This window comes from Actinomyces sp. zg328, assembly GCF_009829635.1.
Lineage (GTDB): Bacteria > Actinomycetota > Actinomycetes > Actinomycetales > Actinomycetaceae > Actinomyces > Actinomyces marmotae.
Genome location: NZ_VWPE01000016.1, coordinates 1 through 22262, shown reverse-complemented (window position 1 = coordinate 22262; position 22262 = coordinate 1). Strand labels below are relative to the sequence as shown.

Genomic DNA, 22262 nt, shown 5'->3' with positions numbered 1-22262 from the left:
GCTCAGGAGCCCCACGGCGTGATGCGCGTTGGCGTCGCGACGACATTCGTGGCGCCCGCGCGCAGCGGGCGCCACGAGGCGGATCAGGGCTTCTTCTTCGCCCCCTGCTTCGCCGAGGGCTTGTTGGCGCCCTCCTGGGAGGACTGCTTGGCGGCCTTCCCGGCCCCGGGCTCGGCCTCCTCGCCCTCGGCGTCCTGGGGGGACTGCGCCGACCGGGCGGCGCCGCCGACCACCGGGGCGGGCGCGTGGACGAGCGCGGAGTCACCGAGGATTCCGCGCATGTCCTCCAGGTAGGCGGCGATCGAGTCGCGCTGGCGCTCGAGCTCATCGATCTGGCGGCGCACCGCCGAGGTCTGGGCGTCAGCGTCGGCGCGGGTGTCCTCCAGGAGCTGCTCAGCCTGCTCGCGCGCCTCGCGCACGATCTCGTCGGCCTTGTTCGTGGCCTCCTCGTAGCGGGTGCGGGCCTCGGCGTCGGTGCGGGCGCGCACCTTCTCCGCGCGATCGAGGGCCTCCTGGAGGCTCGCCTCCGCCTGGGCGGTCTGGGCCTGGGCCTCCTCGACCATCTGGCGGATCGACTCCTGGGTCTCCTGATGGGCCTTGGAGTCCTCGGTCGCGGCGGCCTCGTGCTGGCTGGCGATCTCCAGGGCGGCCTGCTGACGGAGCTCGGCCACCTCGGAGCGGGCCGCCTCCGCCTCCGCCTTGGCGTTGCGAACGAGGGACTCCGCCTCGGCCTTGGCGTTGCGAACGAGGGACTCCGCCTCCGTGCGGGCCTTCTCCACGGCCAGACGCGCCTCCTCGCGCGAGGAGGTCAGCAGCGCCTCGGACTCCTCCGTGGAGGTCCGGCGCAGCTGCTCGGCGGCGGCCTCCGCCTCGTCACGGGTCGCGGCGGCCTGCTGATCGGCGGCGACGGTGGTCTCCGTGGCCTGCTTGTTGGCCTGGGCGATGACGAGGGAGGCCTCGCGCTCGGCCGAACTGCGGGCCTCGGTGGCGGCGGTCTGCGCGTCCGTGGTCGCCTTGGCGGCGGTGCGCTCGGCCGCGGCCACCATCTCGTCGGCGCGGGCCTGGGCGTTGGCGAGCGTCGTCGCCGCCTCCGCCTGGGAACGGCTGGTGAGCTCGCCGGCCTCGCGGCGGGCGTCCGCCACGAGAGTGGCGGCCTCGGAGGAGCTGCGCTCCTGGAGGCGCTTGGCATTGGTGCGGGTGCGGGAGAGCAGGGCCTCGGCCTCGGCATTGGCCTTGGACATCACGGTGGCGGACTGCTCCTCGGCGCTGCGCAGCAGCTGCTCGATGCGCGATCCGAGACCGGCGTAGGTCGGCTTGTCGGCCTCGCGCAGACGACGGCGCGCGTCGGCCAGCTCGCCGCTGAGCGTCATCGCTCGCTGATCGAGATTGGCGACCTCGCGGCGCGCGTCAGCCAACTGCCGCACCAGGGACTCGATGCGCTGCTCGACCTGCGCGCGGTCGTAGCCGCGCATCGTCACGGCGAACTCATAGGTCTCGTCGGACACTGTGTCTCCATTTCTTATAATGTGGGGCGGCGCCCCGGCTCAGGGACAAGGGTAGGACTCTGGACGGCTCGGCCGCGACCTCGGAATCCCTTGGGGTTTCCAGATTACTCTGCGATGGCTCCCAGGTCACTCCCAGGGTTTTCGGGACACGTCCGCCCAGGGCGCCGGGTTGTGTGATGTTCCCCAGGATGGTGGGAATCCGGTGCGTCGGCATGGGATTCTGGGCATCAATGCCCCGTTCCGCCCAGCGTCACGCCCGGGACGCGGGGGACCAAACGCCGAGTCCGAGGAGTTCAGCGTCGTGAATCGACGACTCTTGAGCGCGATCGTCGCTGCTGCTGGCCTGATCGTCATCGCTCTGGCCGTCTGCTTCGCCACAGTGTGGCGTCCCAGTTCGACCATCGAAGCCACCCTTCCCACGTCGCCCGAGCAGAACTACGCCGTCACCGCCCCAGGCGTCCTCAACCTGATCGACTCATCGGTGACGATCAAGGCCACCGCCGCCGATGGCTCCTCGCCAGTCGTCATCGCCGTCGGCCATGAGGCGGACGTCAAGGCCTGGCTCGCGCGGGACCCGTACCTGTCGGTGACCGGCCTGGCCGACGAGAAGACCCTCCAGGCCTCTCCCGTGACGGAGGCCTGCGACTCCTCGGGGGCCTGCTCGGAGGCGACGCCCTCCAACGCCGACCCCACCTCCTCTGACCTGTGGAGCGACAAGGCCAAGGGCACGGGCTCGGCGTCGGCCGTCGTCAACGTCAGCTCTTCGGACATGGTCGCGCTCATCGCCACGGACGGCTCGGGCCCCGCGCCGTCGGTGTCCCTGTCGTGGGAGCGGACGGTGTCCACGTGGTGGTTCATGCCCAGCCTGATCCTGGGCGGCCTACTCATCCTCGTCGGGGTGTTCGGCCTGCTCCTCGACTTCCAGAACCGCCGGGTGGAGGCTGAGCGCCGCAACCGCGCGGCTGAGCGGCAGGCCCGCCTCGACGCCGCCGATGGCGTGCCGACCGCGGCGGTGCCCAGCGTCGAGGACCCGGACCGCCCGTTGACCCGCCGGGAGAAGCGGGACAAGGAGCGCGCCGAGCGGCAGGGCGAGGAGTGGGTGGACCCGCGCACCGGCCGCGCCTACGTCGGTGGCGTCGAGGTCCCCTCGATCCCCTCGTCCCCCGAGGCCCTCACCGCCCAGGGCGCCGGGGCGGCGAGCGCGGCTCCGAGCATCAGCGCGACCTCCAACGATCCCCACTCCGGCGCGCCCGCCACGACGCCCCCCAGCGGCGGCGCCGCGGGCGCCCCCGATGAGACGGGCTGGGGCGGCCCGCGCCCGGACCAGGGCGGTGGGATGACAGCGCATGAGCGCCCCTGGGATAGCGCGACGGCATCCCTGCCGCCGCTCGGCCCCGCCGAGCCCGTGGATTACTTCGGCACCGCCATCCTTGGGGGCGATGGCGCCCAGGCGCTGCGCCCGGCGCCCTCGATGATCCCGGGTTCCGCTCCCTACTTCCAGGTGGATGACCCGCGGGACTCGAGCGCCTCGGCGGCGCCGCCCGCGTCCCCGCCCGTCGATCTGCCCGCGCACAGGGCCGGCTCATCGGGCCCCTCCACGGAGGACCTGGGCGAGCTCGGGCTGGGCAGGAGCGCGGACGGCCAGGGCGCCGGTGGCGCCCGGGATGACAAGGAGACCATCTGATGACCACGCGCCGTTTCTTCCTCGGGGGCATGACCGCCTCGGCCGTCGCCGCGACGCTGGCCGCCTGCGGGCAGGAGATCACCACCACGCCCGTGGCTGCCACGGGCACGCCCGGGGCCTATTCGGCGCTCGACTCCGAGCGCCTGACCTCCATCCTGGAGCGGATCAAGACGGGCCTGGCCCAGGCGGATACCGCCCGCACCGCCGACTCCCTCAACGGCTACCTGGTGGGGCCCGCCGCCCGTGGCCGCGCCGAGCAGTACGCTGTGGCCTCGGCCCTGGGGGACGACACGCGGATCAGCCAGATCGTCCTCGACTCCGCGGCGGGCGCCGCCAGCCTGGCCGAGGGCTTCCCGCGCGCCGCCGTCGTGGTGTCCCAGCAGCCCGAGGCGGCCAAGGCGCCCTGGATCATGGTGCTGTCGCAGGAAGACGCCAGGGACAACTTCGGGCTGTGGGCCTGGGGCCAGCTCTTCCCCGGCGCGCGCGTGCCCGGGACCCCGACCGCCGCGGCCGGGACCGAGGCCATCACCGCGGACTCCACCGGGCTGGTCTCCACCCCCGCTGAAGTCCTGGCCGCCTACGTCGACGCCCTCAACAACCCCTCGGGCGACAACGCGACCACGTTCGCCAATGACCAGGACCGCATTCGCTCACAGGTCGCCACGGACCGGTCCATCAACGACCAGGTCTCCGCCGCGGGCACGGTCACGGTCACGGCGACGGCGGGCACCGATGGCTTCCGTGGCCTGCGGACCGCCGACGGCGGGGCGATCGTCATGACCACCCTCGGCTACACCACGGAGTTCAAGCGCACCGTCAAGGACGCCGGCTTCCAGGCCGGCCCGACGCTCGGCAAGATGCTGGGAGGCGATGACGCGGTCCGCGGCACCGTCACCGCCTCCTACGACGCGATGATCGCCTTCTCGATCCCCGCCGAGGGGAGCTCGGAGGCCCCCGCCGCGCTGGGCGGATCCGTGGTCCTCGCCTCCGTGACCAGGGACGATTCGAAGTCTCCCGCCTGATCCCCCTCCCGGTGCCCGGGGCGCGCGCATGGCGCTGCCCCGGGCGCGCCCATTGACCGGTACCCGCCCGCGAGCAGCGGGCCCGATCCAGGAAGGCCGCCCATGAGCATGTTCGGCGCCGTTGATCTGTCCTCCCTCGCCCCGCGCCCCACCGCGAGCCCCGCGCCGGGGGCCCCCGCGGCGACGCAGGCCCCGCCGGCCGGTCAGGCCGGGGGCATCCCCGCCCCCCTGATCGTTGACATCGACGCCCAGGCCCTGCGCGATATCGCGGAGATCTCCTCGCGGGTCCCCGTCGTCATCATCTGCCACAGTCCTCGCAGCGAGGCCGCCACCCAGGCCGTGGCGATGCTGGGGCGCCTGGCCGAGGAGTACGCGGGCCGCTTCGAGCTCGCCCGCCTCGACGTCGACGCCTCCCCGGAGGTCGCCCAAGCCCTCGGGGTGCAGGCGGTCCCCACCTGTGTTGCCCTCCTCGCCGGTCAGCCCGTGCCCCTGGCCCAGGGCGCGGTCGGCGAGGAGCAGGCCCGCGCCCTGCTCGACCAGCTCCTCCAGGTCGCCGCCGCCAACGGCGTGACGGGCCGCCTCGCGCCGGGCGCCCCCGCCGCGGACGATCCCGAGGAGCCCGCGGAGACCGAGGTCGAGCGCGCCGCCCGCGAGGCCATCGAGAAGGGGGACTGGGCCGGCGCCGAGGCCGTCTACGACCACGCCATCGCCAACAGCCCCGCGGACGCCGACCTCAAGACCGCCCGCGCCCAGGTGCGGATGCTCGCCCGCATGGACGGCCAGGACCCCGCGGCGCTGCTCGCCGCCGCCGACGCCGCCCCGGAGGACCTCGACGCCGCTCTGGCGGGGGCGGACGCGGCTCTCGCCGCGGGGGATGTCGAGGGCTGCCTCGCCCGGGCGCTCGACGCCGTCGCCCGTCACGGCGGTGATGAGCGCGAGACCGCTCGCCTGCGCCTCCTGGAGCTCTTCGAGATCATCGGCGCCAGCGCCCCCGAGGTCCAGGCCGCGCGCCGCCGCCTCGCCACGATCCTGTATTGACGCGGACCCGCCTGTACTGACGCGGACCCGGCTGCCCGCCCGCGCGCAGCGGGAGGCCCGCCGCCCCGAGGGGCGGCGGGCCTCCTACTGCCGGCCTCAGGCGATGGGCGTGGGGCTGATTCCCCAGACCTTCGCGTAATCGCTGATGGTGCGGTCCGAGGAGAAGCGGCCCGAGCGGGTGATGTTGATCCAGGCCCGGCGCTGCCAGGCGCGCTGGTCGGCGTAGTCGGCGGCCATGCGGTCCTTGGCCTCGCGGTAGGCCGCGAAGTCGCCCAGGACGTAGTAGACGTCGGCGGGCTCATAAGTGGCCTCGAAGATCGAGCGGCGCAGGTCCGCGAACCAGCCGGAGCCGTTGTCATCCAGGGTGCCGTCGATGAGGGCGTCGAGGACCCGCTTGAGGCCCGGGACGTTCTCGTAGTGCCAGGCCGGGTCGTAGCTCTCGCGCAGCGCGGGCAGCTCGTCCTCGGTGGCGCCGAAGATGTAGGCGTTCTCGGGGCCGACGGCCTCAAGGATCTCCACGTTCGCGCCGTCGAGCGTGCCCAGGGTGAGGGCGCCGTTCATCATGAACTTCATGTTGGACGTGCCCGAGGCCTCCTTGCCGGCCATCGAGATCTGCTCGGAGACGTCGGCCGCCGGGATGATGTGCTCGGCGGGGGAGACGTTGTAGTTGTGGACGAACACGACCTTGAGGGTCTTGGAGATCACCGGGTCGTTGTTGATCAACTCGCCGATGGTGTTGATGAGCTTGATGATGCCCTTGGCGCGGATGTAGCCGGGGGCGGCCTTCGCACCGAAGATGAAGACGCGCGGCGGGACCACGAGCGTGGGGTCGTCCTTCATCCGGAAGTACAGGTCGAGGATGTAGAAGGCGTTGAGCAGCTGGCGCTTGTACTCGTGCAGGCGCTTGATCTGGACGTCGAAGATCGCGTCGGGGTCGATCTCGATGCCCTCGCGCGCCTTGATCCAGTCGGCGAAGTCGGCCTTGTTGGCGCGCTTGACCTCGGCCAGGCGGTCCAGGACGGCATCGGTGGCGGCGCCGTCGAAGCCCTGCAGGGCGGACAGGTCACGGACCCAGGCGTCCGAGCCGGTGACCTCGTCCAGGAGGGCGGACAGGCGCGGATTGCACTGGCGCAGCCAGCGGCGCGGGGTGACGCCGTTGGTCTTGTTGTTGAAGCGCTCGGGCCAGATCGCGTGCCACTCCTTGAGGGTGTCGCGCTTGAGGATCTCGGTGTGCAGGGCGGCGACGCCGTTGATGGAGTAGGAGGCGTAGCAGGCGATCCAGGCCATGTGGACGCGGCCGCCGGAGATCGGCGCGATGTAGTCGATGGTCGCCTGGTCGATGCCGCGGGCGGCGAGGTCGTCACGGAAACGGCGGTCGATCTCGCGCACGATCTCCATGATGCGCGGGAAGAGCTTGTCGAAGATGGAGATCTCCCAGGTCTCCAGGGCCTCGGCGAGCACCGTGTGGTTGGTGTAGGCGAAGGTCCTGGACACGACCTCCCAGGCCTGCTCCCAGCCCAGGTGGTGCTCGTCGAGCAGGATGCGCATGAGCTCGGGGATGGCGAGCACCGGGTGGGTGTCGTTGAGCTGGATGGAGTTGAACTCGGCGAAGCCGGACAGGTCCGCGCCGTGGTGGGCGATGTAGTTGTCGACGATCTCCTGCAGGGAGGCCGAGCAGAAGAAGTACTGCTGGCGCACCCGCAGCACCTTGCCCTCGTAGGTGGTGTCGTTGGGGTAGAGGACGCGGGAGATGTCCGCGGTGCGCTCGCGCTCGACGATCGCGTCGGTGAAGCGCTGGGAGTTGAAGGCCTCGTAGTCGAACTCCTCGATCGCCTCGGCTCTCCACAGGCGCAGGGTGCCCACGTTCCTCGTGCCGTAGCCGGTGATCGGCATGTCGTAGGGCACGGCGCGCACGGTGAGGTCGTTGTAGCGCACGATGCGGGCGCACTCCTCGCGGCGGATGACGAAGGGGTAGCCCTCCTCCATCCACGGGTCGGGGTGCTCGGTCTGGAAGCCGTCGGAGAAGAGCTGCTTGAACAGGCCGTAGCGGTAGAGGATGCCGTAGCCGGTCACGGGCAGGTCGAGGGTGGCGCAGGAGTCGAGGAAGCAGGCGGCCAGGCGGCCCAGGCCCCCGTTGCCCAGCGCGGCGTCGGGCTCCTGCTCAAGGATCTCGGACAGGTCCTGGCCGAAGGCGCCGATCGCCTCGCGGGCCTCCTCGACCAGCCCGAGGTTGGTCAGGTTGTTGAGCAGCGCCCGCCCCATGAGGAACTCGGCGGAGAAGTAGTGCTCCATCCGGCCCGCCTGGTAGGCGCGGGTGGTGGCGTACCAGTCGTCCGCGATGGCGTCGACGACGGCGGAGGACAGACCCTGCCAGACCTCCATCGGCGTGGAGGCGTCGGCGGGGCGACCGGAGACGGCGCGGATTTGAGAGGGAACCGTCGCCATCAGGTTCTTCGTCATAGTTCTTCCCTTGTCGGACATGGGTTCGGATGGCTGCAAGCAACTTGCAGAACTCGCTCAGATCGTACACGCAGCCGCTCCCCATGCCAGGTGGTAGAGCCAGCGGGGGCCGGTCGGCCGGTCTGATCACCGCGGCCATGCCAAGCCAGGGGCGGGCCCGCGCGGGCCCGCCCCTGGTGCGGCGGCGCATGATCCCCGGGGTCTTTGACGATGACCCCGGGCATGGCCCTCTTAGTCGCGGGTCGGGCGCAGGAAGACGGCCCCCATCGGGGGGATCCGCAGGCGGACGGAGGCCGGGCGGCCGTTCCACGGGAGCTCCTCGGCCTCGACATGGCCGAGGTTGCCCACCCCGGAGCCGCCGTAGATCTCCGAATCGGTGTTGATGATCTCATCCCAGCCGCCGGCGAAGGGCAGGCCGACCCGGTACCCCTCGTGCGGGGCGCCGGCGAAGTTGACGATGCAGACCACCAGGTCGCTGGAGCCGTCGGGGCCGGTGCCTTTACGCAGGTAGGAGATGACGTTGTGGTCGCCGTCGCCGGCCTCGATCCACTCGAAGCCGCGGTGGGAGAAGTCATCGGCCCACATGGCCGGGGAGGAGGTGTAGAAGTGGTTGAGGTCGGTCACCAGGCGCAGCAGGCCGGCGTGACCCGGGTCGTCCAGGAGCCACCAGTCCAGGGAGTTATCCGCGTTCCACTCGGCGCCCTGACCGATCTCCTGGCCCATGAACAGCAGTTGCTTGCCGGGGTGCGACCACTGGTAGGCGTACAGGGCGCGCAGTCCCGCGAGCTCCTGCCAGGCGTCGCCGGGCATGCGCGACAGCAGCGAGCCCTTGCCGTGGACGACCTCGTCATGGCTCAGCGGCAGGATGAACTGCTCGGAGAAGGCGTAGACGAGGGAGAAGGTCAGCTCGCCGTGGTGGTAGCGGCGGTTGATCGGCAGCTCCTGCAGGTAGCGCAGGGTGTCGTTCATCCATCCCATGTTCCACTTGAGCCCGAAGCCGAGGCCGCCGTAGTTCGTGGGGGCGGTGACCCCCGGCCAGGCGGTCGACTCCTCGGCGGCCATGATGATGCCGGGGTTCTTCCGGTAGGCGGTGGCGGTGGCCTCCTGGAGGAAGCTGATGGCCTCCAGGTTCTCCCTCCCGCCGAACTGGTTGGGGGCCCACTGGCCGTCCTGGCGCGAGTAGTCCAGGTAGAGCATGGAGGCGACGGCGTCCACGCGCAGGCCGTCCACGTGGAACTCGCCGAGCCAGTACAGGGCGTTGGCCACGAGGAAGTTGCGGACCTCGTTGCGCCCGAAGTTGAACACGTAGGTGCCCCAGTCCGGGTGCTCGCCGCGGCGGGGGTCGGGGTCCTCGTACAGGGGGGTTCCGTCGAAGCGGGCCAGGGCCCACTCGTCCTTGGGGAAGTGGGCCGGGACCCAGTCGAGGATGACGCCGATGCCGGCCTGGTGGAGGGCGTCGATGAGGTACTTGAAGTCGTCCGGCGTGCCGAAGCGCGCGGTGGGGGCGTAGTAGCCGGAGACCTGGTAGCCCCATGAGCCGCCGAAGGGGTGCTCGGCCACCGGCATGAGCTCGACGTGGGTGAAGCCCGCCTCCTTGACGTAGGGGACGAGCTGGTCGGCTAGGCCCCGGTAGCCCAGGCCCTGGCGCCATGAGCCGATGTGGACCTCGTAGATGCTCATGGGGCCCGAGTGCGGGTCGGTGGCGCTGCGGCGCTCCATCCACTCCTGGTCCCCCCACTCGTGGACGGCGGTGGTGACCACGGAGGCGGTGGCCGGGGGGACCTCGGTGGCGCGGGCCATCGGGTCCGCCTTCTGGTGCCAGGAGCCGTCGGCGAAGCAGATCTCGAACTTGTAGCGGGCCCCCACGCCGACGCCGGGGATGAACAACTCCCACACGCCTGACGAGCCGAGCGAGCGCATGGCCGAGGCAGTGCCGTCCCAGTAGTTGAAGTCACCGACGACGCGCACGGCCCGCGCGTTGGGGGCCCACACGGCGAAGGCCGTGCCGTCAACGCCGCCCATGGGGCCCTCATAGTGCTTGAGGTGGGCGCCGAGCACCTCCCACAGCTCCTCGTGGCGGCCCTCGGAGATGAGGTAGGTGTCCATCTCACCCAGGGTGGGCATGAAGCGGTAGGGGTCGTCGACCCGGGTGGTCTCCTCGCCGTAGGTGACGTCGATGCGGTAGTCCGGCACTGACTCCCCGGGCAGGACGGCGACCCAGACGCCGTCCTGCTCGTGCGCGGCGGGGAACTCGCCCTCGGGGGTGATCACCGAGACGGAGTCGGCGAGGTGGCGCACGGTGCGCACGGTCACGCCGTTGGCGCCGACGTGGGCCCCGAGGACCTCATGCGGGTTGTGGTAGCGCGCGTAGGCGACATCCGCGAGGATCCAGGGCTCGACCTCGACAGGGGAGGGGGAGCCTGTCTCGGTATTGGGGGCGGGGGACTGCGAGGGGGACCCGGTGGGTGTGGCGTCGGTCATGATCGTGATTCTTCCATGGCTGGGTGAGCTGATGCGAGGGATTGAGGTCTCCGGTCGCATCGAACGAGGGAGGGGGGGAGAGAGGAAAGGGTCGCGATCAGGCTCCCGCCTGGCCGTGGGAGGCGCTTTCATCAGTGCTGCGAGCAGCGACGATGCCGGCCAGGCCCCGTAGCGGGATCGCCAGCCAGTCCGGGCGGTTGCGCGCCTCGTACACGGCCTCGTACAGGGCCTTGTCGAGTTCGAGGGCGGCCAGGAGGACGGACTGGCGCCGCGAGGGGCCCTGCTCCCCGGTCCCGTCCGCGGGAGCGCTCCCGGCGGTCCCGGTGGCCCGGGCGCTCTCAGCGCGGTAGCCGTTCAGGAAGGCGCCGCGGACCGCGGGGAGCCAGTCGGCGCTGGTACTGCCGCCCGCCCCGCCGACCGCCCAGGCGTAGTCGAAGGAGCGCAGCATGCCGGCCACATCCCGCGCGGGCTGATCGGGGCGGGTGCGCTCGGCCAGGGGGCGCAGCGGTTCGCCCTCGAAGTCCAGGACGTACCAGCGCTCGGCGCCGCCGATCTCATGGAGCGCCTGGCCGAGGTGGTAATCGCCGTGCACCCGGCAGGCGGGCTCGAGGGCGGGCAGGAGGGCCAACTCGGCCAGGAGGGCGTCGATCGCGGCGCCCAGGCCGGGGACCTCCTCGGCCAGGGCCGGGACCTCGCGCATGGCCCAGTCGGCCCGCTCACGCAGGGCGCGGGCCAGCGCCTCCGGCGACTGCGGGGCCGCCTCGCCCAATGAGGAGCGCAGATGAGCGTGCATCTGCGCGGTGGTGGCCCCCAGGTCCGCCGCCAGGGTCAGGGCGCGCTCGCGGGCGGGCCCGGAGCCGCCGTCGGCGGCCAAGGAGCAGAACAACTCGAAGCCGTCGTCAGCCCTGGGGATGAAGGCGCAGGCCACCGCCGTGTCCATCGAGGGGGCGCCCGCCGGGTCGGGCCCGGGAGCCGCGACGACGGACCAGGCCACGGGCATGCGCACGCGGTCCCAGCCGTCGCGCGCGAGGGCCACGGGGACCTCCACGTCCGGGTTGCGCCCCGGGGCGAGCACGCGGAAGAGCTTGACGATGAGGTCGCCGGTGGCGGCGTCCTCCGGGCCCGCGGCCTGCTCGGGGGCGCGGGGAGCGGGCATGATGACGCTCGTGTTCGACTGCTCACCGGTGGTCACGCGCAGCCGCTCGGCGCGCTGGGCGATCGCGGCGGCGCCCTCGGCGCCGAGCACGGTCCCCGCCGCCGCGGCGGCCTCGGCCCAGGCCCGCCAGAAGGCGGGGTGGTGGGCGCCGTCGATGAGCGCGAACTCGCGGCCCTGGGAGTCAGTCATGAGCAGTCCCTCGGACCCGGGGGCGCCGCCGTCGACGGCGTAGCGCGCCAGGTCCTCGGGCGCCCCCAGGATGAGCGGCACGTGGATGAGTGCCTCGGGGGCCCGGCCCATGGAATCGCCTCGCGGGGCGGCGACGATGAGGTCGCGCGCGCCGGGCGCCAGATCGACGCGGTGGGCCAGCCGCAGCGCCGACGGGGCGGCGTCGCCCTTGAGGGGGAACCACCGGCGCGCCAGCATCCAGGGCAGCAGGGCTTCCAGGAGTTCCTCATCCGTGGGCCACTGGGTGGGGGTGGCGTTGCTCATCGCGGCTCTCCTGCCTCGTCGTCGTGCCCCGGCCGCGGGCCGGCGCCTTCACCATCGTCTTGATCCCCGCTGCCCTCGTGGCCCCCGTCCTGGCGGGGCAGAACCTCGAGCCAGTAGTAGCCCAGGCCGCCGAGGGTCAGGCGCAGGGAGCCGTCCGCCCCGACGGACGGGAAGGGCGTCCCCCCGAAGACGTCCCGGGTGGCCCTGCCGGCGAGCTCGGGGACGCTGATGCTGACCGCCCGCGGGGTGGCGGCCAGGTTGGCCACGCAGATGAGGGTGGCGCCGCCCTCATCACCCGGCGCACCGCCCTCGCTGCGCGTGTGGACCAGGATCGCGGGGTCGGAGGCCTCGCGCAGGGCGAAACCGCCCCGGCCCAGAACCGGGTGGGCGCGGCGCAGGCGCAGGATGCGCCGGGTGAAGTGGAGCAGGGAGTCGGGCCGGCCCATCTCCGTGGCCACGGTCAGGTGCGCGTAGCCGGGCGTCTGGATCAGCGGGAGGGTCAGGGCGCCGGGGTCCACCACCGTGGAGAAGCCCATGTTGGGCGAGTCGTCCCACTGCATGGGGGTGCGCACGGCGTCGCGGTCCTCCAGCCAGATGTTCTCCCCCATGCCGATCTCATCGCCGTAGTAGAGGCAGGGGCTGCCCGGCAGGCTCAGCAGGAGGGCCAGGGCGAGCTCGGTCTCCGCCCGGGAGGCGTCCAGGAGGGGGGCCAGGCGGCGCCGGATACCGATGTTGGCACGCATCCGCTCCTCGGGCGCGTACCAGGCGTACATGTGGGCGCGCTCCTCCTCGGTGACCATCTCGAGGGTGAGCTCGTCGTGGTTGCGCAGGAAGGTGCCCCACTGGCCGTGGGCGGGGATGTCGGGGGTGCGCTCGAGCACCCAGCGGATCGCCTCGGCCGAGCCCGCGCGCAGGGCGTAGTAGATGCGCGGCATCACCGGGAAGTGGAAGCACATGGTGCACTCGGGGGCCTCGGCGGTGCCGAAGTACTCCACGACCTCGTGGGGCCACTGGTTGGCCTCGGCGATGGTGATGGTCCCGGGGAACTCGCGGTCGAGCATCGCCCGGATGCCCGCGATGATCGAGTGGGTGGCGGGGAGGTTCTCGCAGTTGGTGCCCTCGGCCTCCGCCAGGTAGGGGATCGCGTCGAGGCGGAACCCGTCCACCCCGGTGCGGGCCCAGAAGCGCACGACGTCGTGCACGGCCTCCACCACGGCGGGGTTGTCGTAGTTGAGGTCGGGCTGGTGGGAGAAGAAGCGGTGCCAGTAGAACTGGCCGCGCTCGACGTCGTAGGCCCAGTTCGACTCCTCGGTGTCCACGAAGATGACGCGCGTGCCCGGGTAGCCGGAGTCGTCGTCGCGCCACACGTAGAAGTCCCCGTAGGGGCCCTCGGGGTCGGACCGGGAGGCCTGGAACCAGGGGTGGGCGTCCGAGGTGTGGTTGAGGACCATGTCGATGACGATCCTCATGCCGCGCTGGTGCGCCTGGTGGACGAGCTCGCGGAAGTCCTCCATGGTGCCGTAGCGCGGGTCGATGGCGGTGTAGTCGGAGATGTCGTAGCCGCCGTCGCGCATGGGGGAGGGGTAGAAGGGCGGGATCCAGATGCAGTCCACGCCCAGCCAGGCCAGGTAGTCCAGGCGGGTGATGAGGCCGGGGATGTCCCCGACGCCGTCGCCGTCGGAGTCCGCGAAGGAACGCAGGAGCGCCTCGTAGAACACCGCGGTGCGGAACCAGTCGGGGTCGGCGTCCAGGCCGGGGCGCGGCTGCTCGGGCAGCACCGGCACGCCCGGGACGGGCGGGACCACCGTCATCGGCGCGGTCCCAGAGGCGGCCACGGGCGCCGTCATGGAGGCGGGGCCGGTGCCCACCGGGGGATCCATGAGCGTCAGGGGGCGCGCTCCCGCGCCGGTGGGCGGCGGGCCGATGGGCGGTGACCCGGCGGGCGGGGGGCTGGCAGCGCTCACAGGGCGCGCACCCGCATGACGTGCGCGACCTGGCCCGAGTGCGGGTCGAGGCGGATGTAGTTCGAGCCGGACCACTCGTAGTCCTGCCCGGTGAGCTCATCGGTGACCGCCAGGCACGGGCGCGAGCCGTCGGCGTCCTCGGGCAGCCCCAGCTGGGCCAGGTTGAGGCTCAACCGGCCGACCTGCGCGTTGCGCGGGTCGAGGTTGACCACGGTGAGGACGACGTCGTCCTCACCAGGGGCGCTGGTGGGCCCCTCCGTCACCTCGGCGGCGCTCACCCGCTTGGAGTAGGCGATGATCTGGTCGTTGCCGGTGTCATGGAACCAGATGTCCCGCAGTTGGCCGAGCGCCGGGTGGGAGGCGCGGATCGTGTTGAGCCGGGTGAGGAGGTCCTCGATGCCGTTGCCGCGGGCGGCGGCGAAGTCGCGCGGCTTGTACTCGTACTTCTCGTTGTCGATCTGCTCCTCGTAGCCGGGGCGCGGAATGGATTCGGCCAGCTCGTAACCGGAGTAGATTCCCCAGGTGGGGGACAGGGTGGCGGCGAGCACGGCGCGCAGCTTGAAGGCGGGCACGCCCCCGTGGGTCATGAACGGGGTGAGGATGTCGTGCGTCGTGGGCCAGAAGGCCGGGCGCAGCACGTGCGCGGTCTCCTGGGAGAGCTCCACGAGGTAGTCGGTCAACTCCTCGCGGGTGTTGCGCCACGCGAAGTACGTGTAGGACTGGTGGAAGCCGATCTTGCCCAGGGTGCGCATCATCGCCGGGCGGGTGAAGGCCTCGGCGAGGAAGAGGACCTCGGGGTGGGCCTCGCGAACCTCGCTGATGAGGCGCTGCCAGAAGTTCAGGGGCTTGGTGTGAGGGTTGTCCACGCGGAAGATCGTCACGCCGTGGGCGATCCAGGTGTCGACGACGCCCTTGATGGCGTCGTAGATGCCCTCGGGGTCGTTGTCGAAGTTGAGGGGGTAGATGTCCTGGTACTTCTTGGGCGGGTTCTCCGCGTAGGCGATGGAGCCGTCGGCCAGGACCGTGAACCACTCGGGGTGCTCGGCCACCCACGGGTGGTCCGGGGAGCACTGGAGCGCCAGGTCCAGGGCCACCTCCATGCCGAGCTCGCGGGAGCGGGCCACGAGGGCGTCGAAGTCCTCGAAGGTGCCCAGGTCCGGGTGGATGGCGTCGTGGCCGCCCTCGGCCGAGCCGATGCCGTAGGGCGAGCCCGGGTCGCCCGGCCGCGCGTTGAGGGTGTTGTTGCGGCCCTTGCGGTTGGTGACGCCGATCGGGGAGATGGGGGTGAGGTAGAGGACGTCGAAGCCCATGGCCGCGATGCGGTCCAGGCTCTCGGTGGCGGTGCGCAGCGTGCCGGAGTGCCAGTTGCCGCGCTCGTCGCAGTAGGCGCCCAGCGACCGGGGGAAGATCTCGTACCAGGAGCCGGCCAGGGCGCGGGGGCGGTCCACCTGCAGGGGGTAGGCGCGTGAGGGGGAGACGAGGTCCCGCAGCGGGAGGCGGTCGAGGACGGCGACGACGGCGTCGGCCAGTCCCGCCCCCAGGCGCTCGACGGCCGAGCGGGAGGCGTCGCGCAGGAGGGCCGCGGCGGCTCCCAGCACGGCGGCATCGGCCCGGCCCCGGCCGGGCACGGCCTGGGCGCGCTCCATGAGGCGCGCGCCCTCCTCAAGCATGAGCTCGACGTCAACACCAGCGGGCACCTTGATCCCGGCGTCATGGGCCCAGGTGGCGTAGGGGTCCGACCATCCCTCGACGCGGAAGGACCAGTCGCCCGGAGCGTCGGGCGCCAGGCGCGCCTCGTAGCGGTCCAGGCCGGGGGCGATGAGCCGCATCCGGGCGCTGGGCCCATCGGTGCCGTCCGGGCGGATGAGCACGGCGGTCGCCGCGAAGCGGTCATGCCCCTCGCGGAAGACGGTCGCGCGGATGGGGATGACCTCACCGGGCACCGCCTTGGCGGGCCAGTGGCCATCCTCGACCACGGGGAAGACCTCGGTGACCGGGATCCGGCCGACGAGGGGGCGGGCAGGACGCGGAGCGGTGGTGTGTCGGATCACAGGACAAGACTACGGGCCCGGCGTACATCCGGCACCCCGAACGGAGGGGCTCCGGGCGCGCCCCCGGGCAGTCACGGTCAGGCGGGGCCCGGGCCTCCCGGGCCGCCTCAGTAATCCATGCGCATGGCGGCGCGAACCGCCCGCAGGGTCTCGTCCGCGACCTCGTTGGCCCGCGCGTTTCCCGAGGCCAGGACCGCCAGGAGGTGGTCCTCGTTGGCGGCCAACTCCGCGCGGCGCGCGCGGATCGGCGCGAAGTACTCGTTGACCGCCTCGGTGGTGAGCCTCTTGAGGGCGCCCGCGCCGCCGTCGCCGATGCTCTCGGCGATCCCTTCTGGGGAGCCCGCCCCGCACAGGGAGGCGAGCATGAGCAGGTTGGACACCTCCGGGCGGCCCGCGGGGTCATAGGTGATGACGCGGTCGGAGTCCGTCTTGGCCTTCTTCAGGGCCTTGGCGGTCTCATCGGCGCTCATGCGCAACTCGATCGTGTTGCCCCGCGACTTGCTCATCTTCTCCCCGTCCAGCCCCAGCAGCAGCGGGGCCTCGCCGAGCAGCGCCTCGGGACGGCGGAACACCGGGCGGGACTTCTCCGCCCGGCCGTAGCGCTTGTCGAAGCGCTGGGCGATGAGGCGGGCCTGCTCCAGGTGGGGCAGCTGATCCTTGCCCACGGGCACGAGATTCGCCTGGCAGAACAGGATGTCCGCCGCCTGGTGCACCGGGTAGGTCAGCAGCAGGCCACTCATGGCGCGCCCGGCGGTGGCCTCCAGTTCGGCCTTGACCGTGGGGTTGCGGTGCAGTTCGGACTCGGTGACCAGGGACAGGAAGGGAAGCATGAGTTGGTTGGCGGCGGGCACCGCCGAGTGGGCGAAGATCGTCGAGCGCTCCGGGTCCACCCCCACGCTCAGCGCGTCCGCCGTCAGTGACAGGACGCGCTCGCGGATCGGGCCGACGCCGTCGCGGTCGGTGATCACCTGGTAGTCGGCCACGAGGATCCAGGTGTCGATGCCCATGTCCTGGATCGGCGCCCAGCTCCGCATCGTCCCGAAGTAGTGGCCCAGGTGCATGTTGCCGGTGGGGCGCACGCCGGTGAGCATCCGGTAGCGGCCGGGGTTCAGGGGCATGTCCGCCTCGATCTCGCGGCTGCGCGCGATGGAGCGGGCGAGCGAGGCGTCGTCGACGGCGCTGGCCAGGGCCTCCTCGGCGGCGGAGGGGGCCTGGGCGGCCGAGGAGGTGTCAGATGCGGTGGAGGGCGTCATGGCGCTAATCCTAGGCGAGGGGCGTCGCAGGGCACCGCGCCCCTGCCCGCGGAGCCCGCCCGCGCTCAGGGGACCGGGCGCCGCGAGGGCGACGACGGGGCGGCCGAGGCGGCGGCCCGGGTGAGGGCGGCCAGGTGGCCGCGCAGGTCCGAGGCCCCGGCGGCGATGTCGAGGCGCTGGCAGCTCGCCGCGAGGGCGTCGAGCTCGGCCAGGCGCCCCCGCACGGTCTCGACGACCCCGGAGGCCGCGGCTGAGAGCCCCGCGGCGGTGGCGGGCAGATGGGGGTCCTTCGCCGCGAGTGACCCCGTCCACAGCATGAGCAACTGATTGGGAATGAGCATCATGCGGCTGGCCTCCCCGATCGTGGCCACGGCCTGGGCGCTGAGCGCGCGGTGCGCCTGGGCGGCCCGCTCCATCTCCTCCAGTCCGGCCGTCAGGCTCTCGATGAGGTCGGGGATGGACTCGGCTGAGTGCTGCGTCTCCCCGACGCCGTCGATGAGTTCAACGGTGAACAGGGCGGTGATCGTGGCGTGCAGGCGCGCCAGGGCGATCCGGAAGCGGGTGCGGGCGCCGTTGAGGTCCAGTTGGGCGAGGGTCTTGACGAGGCGGTTGACCAGGGGCGAGACGATGCCCTGCATCTGCGTCCACAGGTCGAGCATATCTGCCAGGGGCTTGACGCGGGTGTCGCCGCGATCGAGCGTGGCGATGGTGGCGGCGGTTAGGCGGGGATCGGCGAGGGTCTGGGTCAGAGAGGCCCCGGTGGCCTTGAGCGAGGCCGACAGCTCTGCCAGTTCGCCCTGGCCCGCCATCCAGGAGTCCAGTCCATCGGTGATGGCGCTCACGGAGGAGAGCATCTCGGCCAGGTCGCCGGTGGCGCCCGGGCGTCGCGGGATGCCCTCGGACATCTCCTCCCTGCGGGCGACCTCGGCCGGTAGGGCGGCGTTCTGGAAGTCCTCGTAGGAGGACAGCCCGGCGGCCGTGAGCAGCTCGGCGATGCGGCCCAGTCCCTTGACCGACGCCTCGCGCCGGTTGTCCCCCGCCTCGATGGCGGCGTCCTCCACGGCGCGGGCGTCGCGGTAGATCGCGCGGGCGGTCTCGAACAGGTCGTCGCGCATGGGGCGGGTGCGCACGGACAGGTAGCCGCCGTCGGACAGGGGCGTGACGGTGGCGAACACCGTGTACTCCGAGCCGTCGGCGGCGAGGTTGCGCACGTAGGCGGCGAAGGGGCTGCCCGCCTGAAGGGTGTCCCACATGGCCTTGAAGGCGCCGCCGGGCATCTCCGGGTGGCGGATGATGTTGTGCGGCGCGCCGGAGAGCTGCTGGCGGCTGTAGCGGGACATCTCGACGAACACGTTGTTGGAGTGGCGGATCACCCCGCGCGCGTCAGTGGTGGAGAAGAAGATCTGGTCAACACCGACCTCATGGGTGGCGCCTGTGACCTCGGTCATGCTGGAGGGGCTCCTTGCGAGTCGTTTCGCGTGACGAGCCGTGCGGCGGCCGCGCGTCTAAATTACAGACAGATAACACGCGACTTTAGTCGTAGGGCGCGCGCTCTGCCAGGCGCGGGGGGAGCCATGACGCCGACGGCGAGGGACCCGCGGGAGGCCCTAGCTCGCCGGTCTCGCAGCGTCGTCGTCCGCGTGGGCGAAGCGCTCCGGCTCCCGGGCGAGAGCCTCGCCGGAGAGGTAGATGCGCATGGAGAGCACCTCCATCGTGGTGGTGTCCCCGGGGCGGTCCTGGCGGCAGATGGGCCCTTGAGCGGAGCCGATGATCGAGACCGGCGCAGGCCCCGAGGCGCGCCTGATGCGGCGGGCCAGCGCGAACGCGGAGGTGTGCGGGCGGGGCACCGCCCATGTGGAGTCCCACACGAGGTGCCAGTCGCGGCCGTGGGCCCCCGGCAGGACGACCTCCTGCTCGGCCAGGGTGCCGTTGATGACGACGAGGAGGTCGTCGTCGCCCCAGGGGGCGCCCGAGCGGAGCATCTGCACCGTCCGGCAGCCGGCGTCGTGCCAGTCGCAGTGGTCCATGCGCTCGCCGTCGGCCCTGAACCAGGACAGGTCCGGGATCGTGTCCGGCTCGCCGTCGATGAGGGCCGGGGCTCCCACGGCGAAGCGGTCCGGGCGCAGCACCGGGTGCTCCTCGCGCAGGCGGATGAGGAAGCGCGTGATGGAGATGAGGTCGCGCTGCCAGATCTCCAGGTCCCAGTCGTACCAGGAGATCTCGGAGTCCTGGCAGTAGGAGTTGTTGTTGCCCCCCTGGGTGCGGCCCATCTCGTCCCCGCCCAGGATCATCGGGGTTCCCGCGCTGATGAGCAGCGTGCCCAGCAGATTGCGCGCTGAGCGGCGGCGCAGGACCTCGATCGGCCCCCCGTCCATGCCCTCGGCCACGGGGCCCTCCCAGCCATGGTTCCAGGAGCGGTTGTCATCCGTCCCGTCGCGGTTCTCCTCGCCGTTGGCGAGGTTCTGCTTGTGGTCGAAGCAGGTCAGGTCCCTGAGCGTGAAGCCGTCGTGAGCGGTGATGAAGTTCACGCTCGCCAGCGGGCCCCGTCCACCCGGGTACTCCCCGTGGCCGAACAGGTCCACCGAGCCGGACAGGCGGGTGGCCAGGTCGCTCAGGCCCGAGCCGGGGCGCCCCTTGGACAGCTCCGAGGCATCGGCCAGCCAGAAGGAGCGCACCGCGCCGCGGTAGCGGTCGTTCCAGTCCTTGAAAGGCTCGGGGAACTCGCCGGTGCGCCAGCCGCCGGGGCCCACGTCCCAGGGCTCAGAGATGAGCTTGACGCGCTTGAGGACGGGATCGCTGCCCATCGCCACCAGGAGCGGGTGGCGGGGGGTGAACTCGGCGCCGTGGCGGCCCAGGGTCACCGCGAGGTCGAAGCGGAAGCCGTCGATGCCGACGTCGGTCGCCCAGTAGCGCAGCGAGTCCAGCACCAGTTGGACCGCCCGGGGCGAGCGGAAGTCGATGCTGTTGCCCGTGCCGGTGACATCCCCGTAGACGGCGGGCCGTTGCGGGGCATGCAGGTAGTACTCCAGGTTGTCCAGGCCCCGCAAGGAAAGGGACGGCCCATCCATGCCGCCCTCGCAGGTGTGGTTGTAGACCACGTCCATGATGACTTCGAGGCCCGCCTCATGGAGGATCGAGACCATGCCGCGCAGCTCATCGAGGACCGCCTCGGGGCCGGCGGCCTGGGCGGCGGCCGTCGCATAGGACGGCTCGGGGGCGAAGAAGGAGAGGGTCGAGTAGCCCCAGTAGTTGCGCCGGCCCCGCTGTTGGAGGAACGGCTCGGAGAAGGCCGCGTGGATCGGCAGGAGTTCGATCGTCGTCACCCCGAGGGCGCGCAGGTACTCGATGGTGGCGGGGTGGGCGAGTCCGGCGTAGGTGCCGCGCAGGGGCTCGGGGACGCCGGGCATCCTCAATGTCATGCCCTTGACATGGGTCTCGTAGATGACCGTGCGCTCGGCGGGCACGCGCGGGCCGGGGACCAGGGGGAAGCGGGGCCCGCCCGTGACCACGCCCAGCGCCGTGCTCCCCAGCGAGTCCAGCTCCGAGGGGGCGAAGGGGATGAGCGCGGGGGAGAGGTCTTCCTCCACCGCGTGGGCGTAGATCTCCGGGGATAACTTTGTGGGGCCGCTGGTCAGGCGCGCGTAGGGGTCCAGGAGCATCTTGCGCGGATTGTGGAGGAGCGCCTCGGAGGGGTTCCAGCATCCGTGGACCCGGTACCCGTAGCGCTGCCCGACGCCGACGCCGGGCACATGCGCGTCCCACGCGCCCTGCTGCGGGCCGTGCATGCCGATGCGGCGCTCGGCAATGGGGGTCCCGGCGTCGTCGACCTCGACGAGGCACAGGTCCACCGCCGTGGCGCGAGGGGCCACGACCACGAAGTCCGTCCCATCGCCCTGAGGCGTGGCCCCCAGGCGGGCGCGCTCAAGCGCGCGCGCTGGTGCCAGCGGCGCAGGGGCGAGCAGGGCGGGATCGGACACGGGTTTCATTGTCGCTCGCGCGCCAACCCTGGCCAAACGCGGGGCGCGAGCCGAGGGCTGCAAGCAGGATCACCGAACTGAGTGAGCGGTCACACCCCGCTTTATGGCAACCTTGGACGCATGAAAATCGTCGTCTGCATCAAGCACGTTCCTGACGTGCAGTCCGAGCGCCGCTTCGAGGAGGGTCGCCTCCTGCGCGGCGACGAGGATGTTCTCAATGAGCTCGATGAGAACGCCGTCGAGGCGGCCGTCAGCCTCGCCGAGGACGCCGGGGGGGAGGTGATCGCCCTGACCATGGGCCCGGAGGACTCTGAGGACGGCGTGCGCCGCGCCCTCCAGATGGGGGCGGACTCCGGCCTCATCGTCGCCGACGACGGGCTCGCCGGGGCCGACGTCGTCACCACCGCGCGAGTGCTCGCCGCCGCCATCGAGCGCATCGGCGGCGTCGACCTCATCGTCACCGGCATGGCCTCCCTGGACGGCATGACCTCCATGCTCCCCGGGGCGCTCGCCGCAGCCGTGGGCGTGCCCGCGCTCACCCTGGCCACCGAACTGGGGGTCGCCGACGGGGCCGTGACGATCCAGCGGACCACCGGCACGCTGCGCGAGACCCTGCGCGCGCCGCTGCCCGCCCTCGTCTCCGTGACCGACCAGGCCAACGAGCCCCGCTACCCGAACTTCGCCGCCATGCGCGCGGCGAAGAAGAAGCCCCTCGACGTGCTCTCGTTGGACGACCTCGGGCTGGAGGCCCCGGGCGATCCCGCCGTGAGCGTGGTGGCCGCCCAGGCGAGGCCCGCCCGCGAGGCCGGCATCATCCGCACCGACGCCGGGGACGCCGGGCGGGAACTCGCCGCGTGGCTCGTCGAGACCAAGCTCGTCTGAGGCTCGTCTGAAACTTGTCTGAGGCTCATCCGGAGCCCGCCCGTAAGACGTCTGATGCGCGCCCGCCGCCCATAAGACCCAAGGAGATCCCGCATGTCCCACACGCTTGACGCCCCCATCCTCGTCCTGGCCGACCTCGATGACGCCGGCCACCCCACCGGCGCCGCCCTGGAGCTGCTCGCCGCGGCCCGGTCGCTGAGCCCCCAGGCGATCGCCCTCGTGCTCGGCGACGCCGCCGCGGCGAGCGCCGTCGCGCCCGCCCTGGCCACTGCGGGCGCGACCCGGCTGCTGGCCGCC

13 protein-coding genes and 1 pseudogene are annotated in these 22262 nt (G+C 71.9%); 5 read left to right on the top strand and 9 right to left on the bottom strand.

Going from position 1 to position 22262, the window contains the following annotated elements; genetic code table 11:
- Nucleotides 1–83 precede the first annotated feature (83 nt).
- On the bottom strand, nt 84–1505 hold the full coding sequence (locus GVV75_RS07560) for a hypothetical protein (RefSeq protein WP_159524232.1): 1422 nt from the start codon (nt 1503–1505) through the stop codon (nt 84–86).
- A gap of 301 nt (nt 1506–1806) precedes the next feature.
- Here GVV75_RS07560 and GVV75_RS07555 point away from each other — a divergent pair, with 301 nt between their 5' ends.
- The 3 genes from GVV75_RS07555 to GVV75_RS07545 all read left to right on the top strand — a co-directional run bounded on the left by GVV75_RS07555 (nt 1807) and on the right by GVV75_RS07545 (nt 5249).
- Nucleotides 1807–3189, top strand: a complete 1383-nt coding sequence (locus GVV75_RS07555; protein ID WP_159814201.1) for a hypothetical protein — start codon at nt 1807–1809, stop codon at nt 3187–3189.
- Nucleotides 3189–4211 (top strand): hypothetical protein, encoded by a 1023-nt coding sequence (locus GVV75_RS07550; protein ID WP_159524230.1) that lies wholly within the window; start codon nt 3189–3191, stop codon nt 4209–4211. Before GVV75_RS07555 ends, GVV75_RS07550 begins: the two co-directional genes overlap by 1 nt.
- Nucleotides 4212–4313: 102 nt before the next feature.
- Nucleotides 4314–5249: a tetratricopeptide repeat protein gene (locus GVV75_RS07545; RefSeq protein ID WP_201288738.1), complete on the top strand. Its 936-nt coding sequence runs from the start codon at nt 4314–4316 to the stop codon at nt 5247–5249.
- Between the two features lie 96 nt (nt 5250–5345).
- Here the strand turns inward: GVV75_RS07545 and GVV75_RS07540 are convergent, their stop codons facing one another.
- From GVV75_RS07540 to glgX, 8 genes are all read right to left on the bottom strand, one after another.
- On the bottom strand, nt 5346–7709 hold the full coding sequence (locus GVV75_RS07540; RefSeq protein ID WP_159814199.1) for a glycogen/starch/alpha-glucan phosphorylase: 2364 nt from the start codon (nt 7707–7709) through the stop codon (nt 5346–5348).
- Between the two features lie 231 nt (nt 7710–7940).
- A complete protein-coding gene (gene glgB / locus GVV75_RS07535; RefSeq protein ID WP_235905498.1) occupies nt 7941–10190 on the bottom strand; it encodes a 1,4-alpha-glucan branching protein GlgB in 2250 nt (749 codons plus the stop codon).
- A gap of 97 nt (nt 10191–10287) precedes the next feature.
- Nucleotides 10288–11838 (bottom strand): phosphotransferase, encoded by a 1551-nt coding sequence (locus GVV75_RS07530; RefSeq protein ID WP_159814197.1) that lies wholly within the window; start codon nt 11836–11838, stop codon nt 10288–10290.
- Entirely contained in the window at nt 11835–13649 is a 1815-nt protein-coding gene (gene treS, locus GVV75_RS07525; protein WP_442858386.1) for a maltose alpha-D-glucosyltransferase, read from the bottom strand. The genes GVV75_RS07530 and treS overlap by 4 nt, the downstream gene beginning before the upstream one ends.
- 149 nt (nt 13650–13798) lie before the next feature.
- Entirely contained in the window at nt 13799–15853 is a 2055-nt protein-coding gene (locus GVV75_RS07520) for an alpha-1,4-glucan--maltose-1-phosphate maltosyltransferase (protein ID WP_159814195.1), read from the bottom strand.
- A gap of 107 nt (nt 15854–15960) precedes the next feature.
- Nucleotides 15961–17106, bottom strand: a complete 1146-nt coding sequence (gene trpS, locus GVV75_RS07515) for a tryptophan--tRNA ligase (RefSeq protein ID WP_159626644.1) — start codon at nt 17104–17106, stop codon at nt 15961–15963.
- Nucleotides 17107–17171: 65 nt separating this feature from the next.
- Complete coding sequence (locus tag GVV75_RS07510) at nt 17172–18554, bottom strand: PAS domain-containing protein (protein ID WP_159814193.1); 1383 nt, start codon at nt 18552–18554, stop codon at nt 17172–17174.
- Between the two features lie 159 nt (nt 18555–18713).
- The gene (gene glgX / locus GVV75_RS07505; protein WP_159814191.1) at nt 18714–21092 is read right to left on the bottom strand and encodes a glycogen debranching protein GlgX; all 2379 of its coding nucleotides are present in this window, start codon (nt 21090–21092) and stop codon (nt 18714–18716) included.
- A gap of 111 nt (nt 21093–21203) precedes the next feature.
- Here glgX and GVV75_RS07500 point away from each other — a divergent pair, with 111 nt between their 5' ends.
- Nucleotides 21204–21965, top strand: coding sequence for an electron transfer flavoprotein subunit beta/FixA family protein (locus GVV75_RS07500; RefSeq protein ID WP_159524223.1), 762 nt, complete (start codon nt 21204–21206; stop codon nt 21963–21965).
- Nucleotides 21966–22058: 93 nt separating this feature from the next.
- Nucleotides 22059–22262: pseudogene (locus GVV75_RS07495) on the top strand (electron transfer flavoprotein subunit alpha/FixB family protein); the annotation flags it as partial.

Coding starts and splice junctions, on each gene's coding strand:
- GVV75_RS07550 (WP_159524230.1), top strand. CDS start 3,189: ATGACCACGCGCCGTTTCTTCCTCGGGGGCATGACCGCCTCGGCCGTC.
- GVV75_RS07545 (WP_201288738.1), top strand. CDS start 4,314: ATGAGCATGTTCGGCGCCGTTGATCTGTCCTCCCTCGCCCCGCGCCCC.
- GVV75_RS07540 (WP_159814199.1), bottom strand. CDS start 7,709: ATGACGAAGAACCTGATGGCGACGGTTCCCTCTCAAATCCGCGCCGTC.
- glgB (WP_235905498.1), bottom strand. CDS start 10,190: ATGACCGACGCCACACCCACCGGGTCCCCCTCGCAGTCCCCCGCCCCC.
- GVV75_RS07530 (WP_159814197.1), bottom strand. CDS start 11,838: ATGAGCAACGCCACCCCCACCCAGTGGCCCACGGATGAGGAACTCCTG.
- treS (WP_442858386.1), bottom strand. CDS start 13,649: ATGACGGTGGTCCCGCCCGTCCCGGGCGTGCCGGTGCTGCCCGAGCAG.
- trpS (WP_159626644.1), bottom strand. CDS start 17,106: ATGACGCCCTCCACCGCATCTGACACCTCCTCGGCCGCCCAGGCCCCC.
- GVV75_RS07510 (WP_159814193.1), bottom strand. CDS start 18,554: ATGACCGAGGTCACAGGCGCCACCCATGAGGTCGGTGTTGACCAGATC.
- glgX (WP_159814191.1), bottom strand. CDS start 21,092: ATGAAACCCGTGTCCGATCCCGCCCTGCTCGCCCCTGCGCCGCTGGCA.
- GVV75_RS07500 (WP_159524223.1), top strand. CDS start 21,204: ATGAAAATCGTCGTCTGCATCAAGCACGTTCCTGACGTGCAGTCCGAG.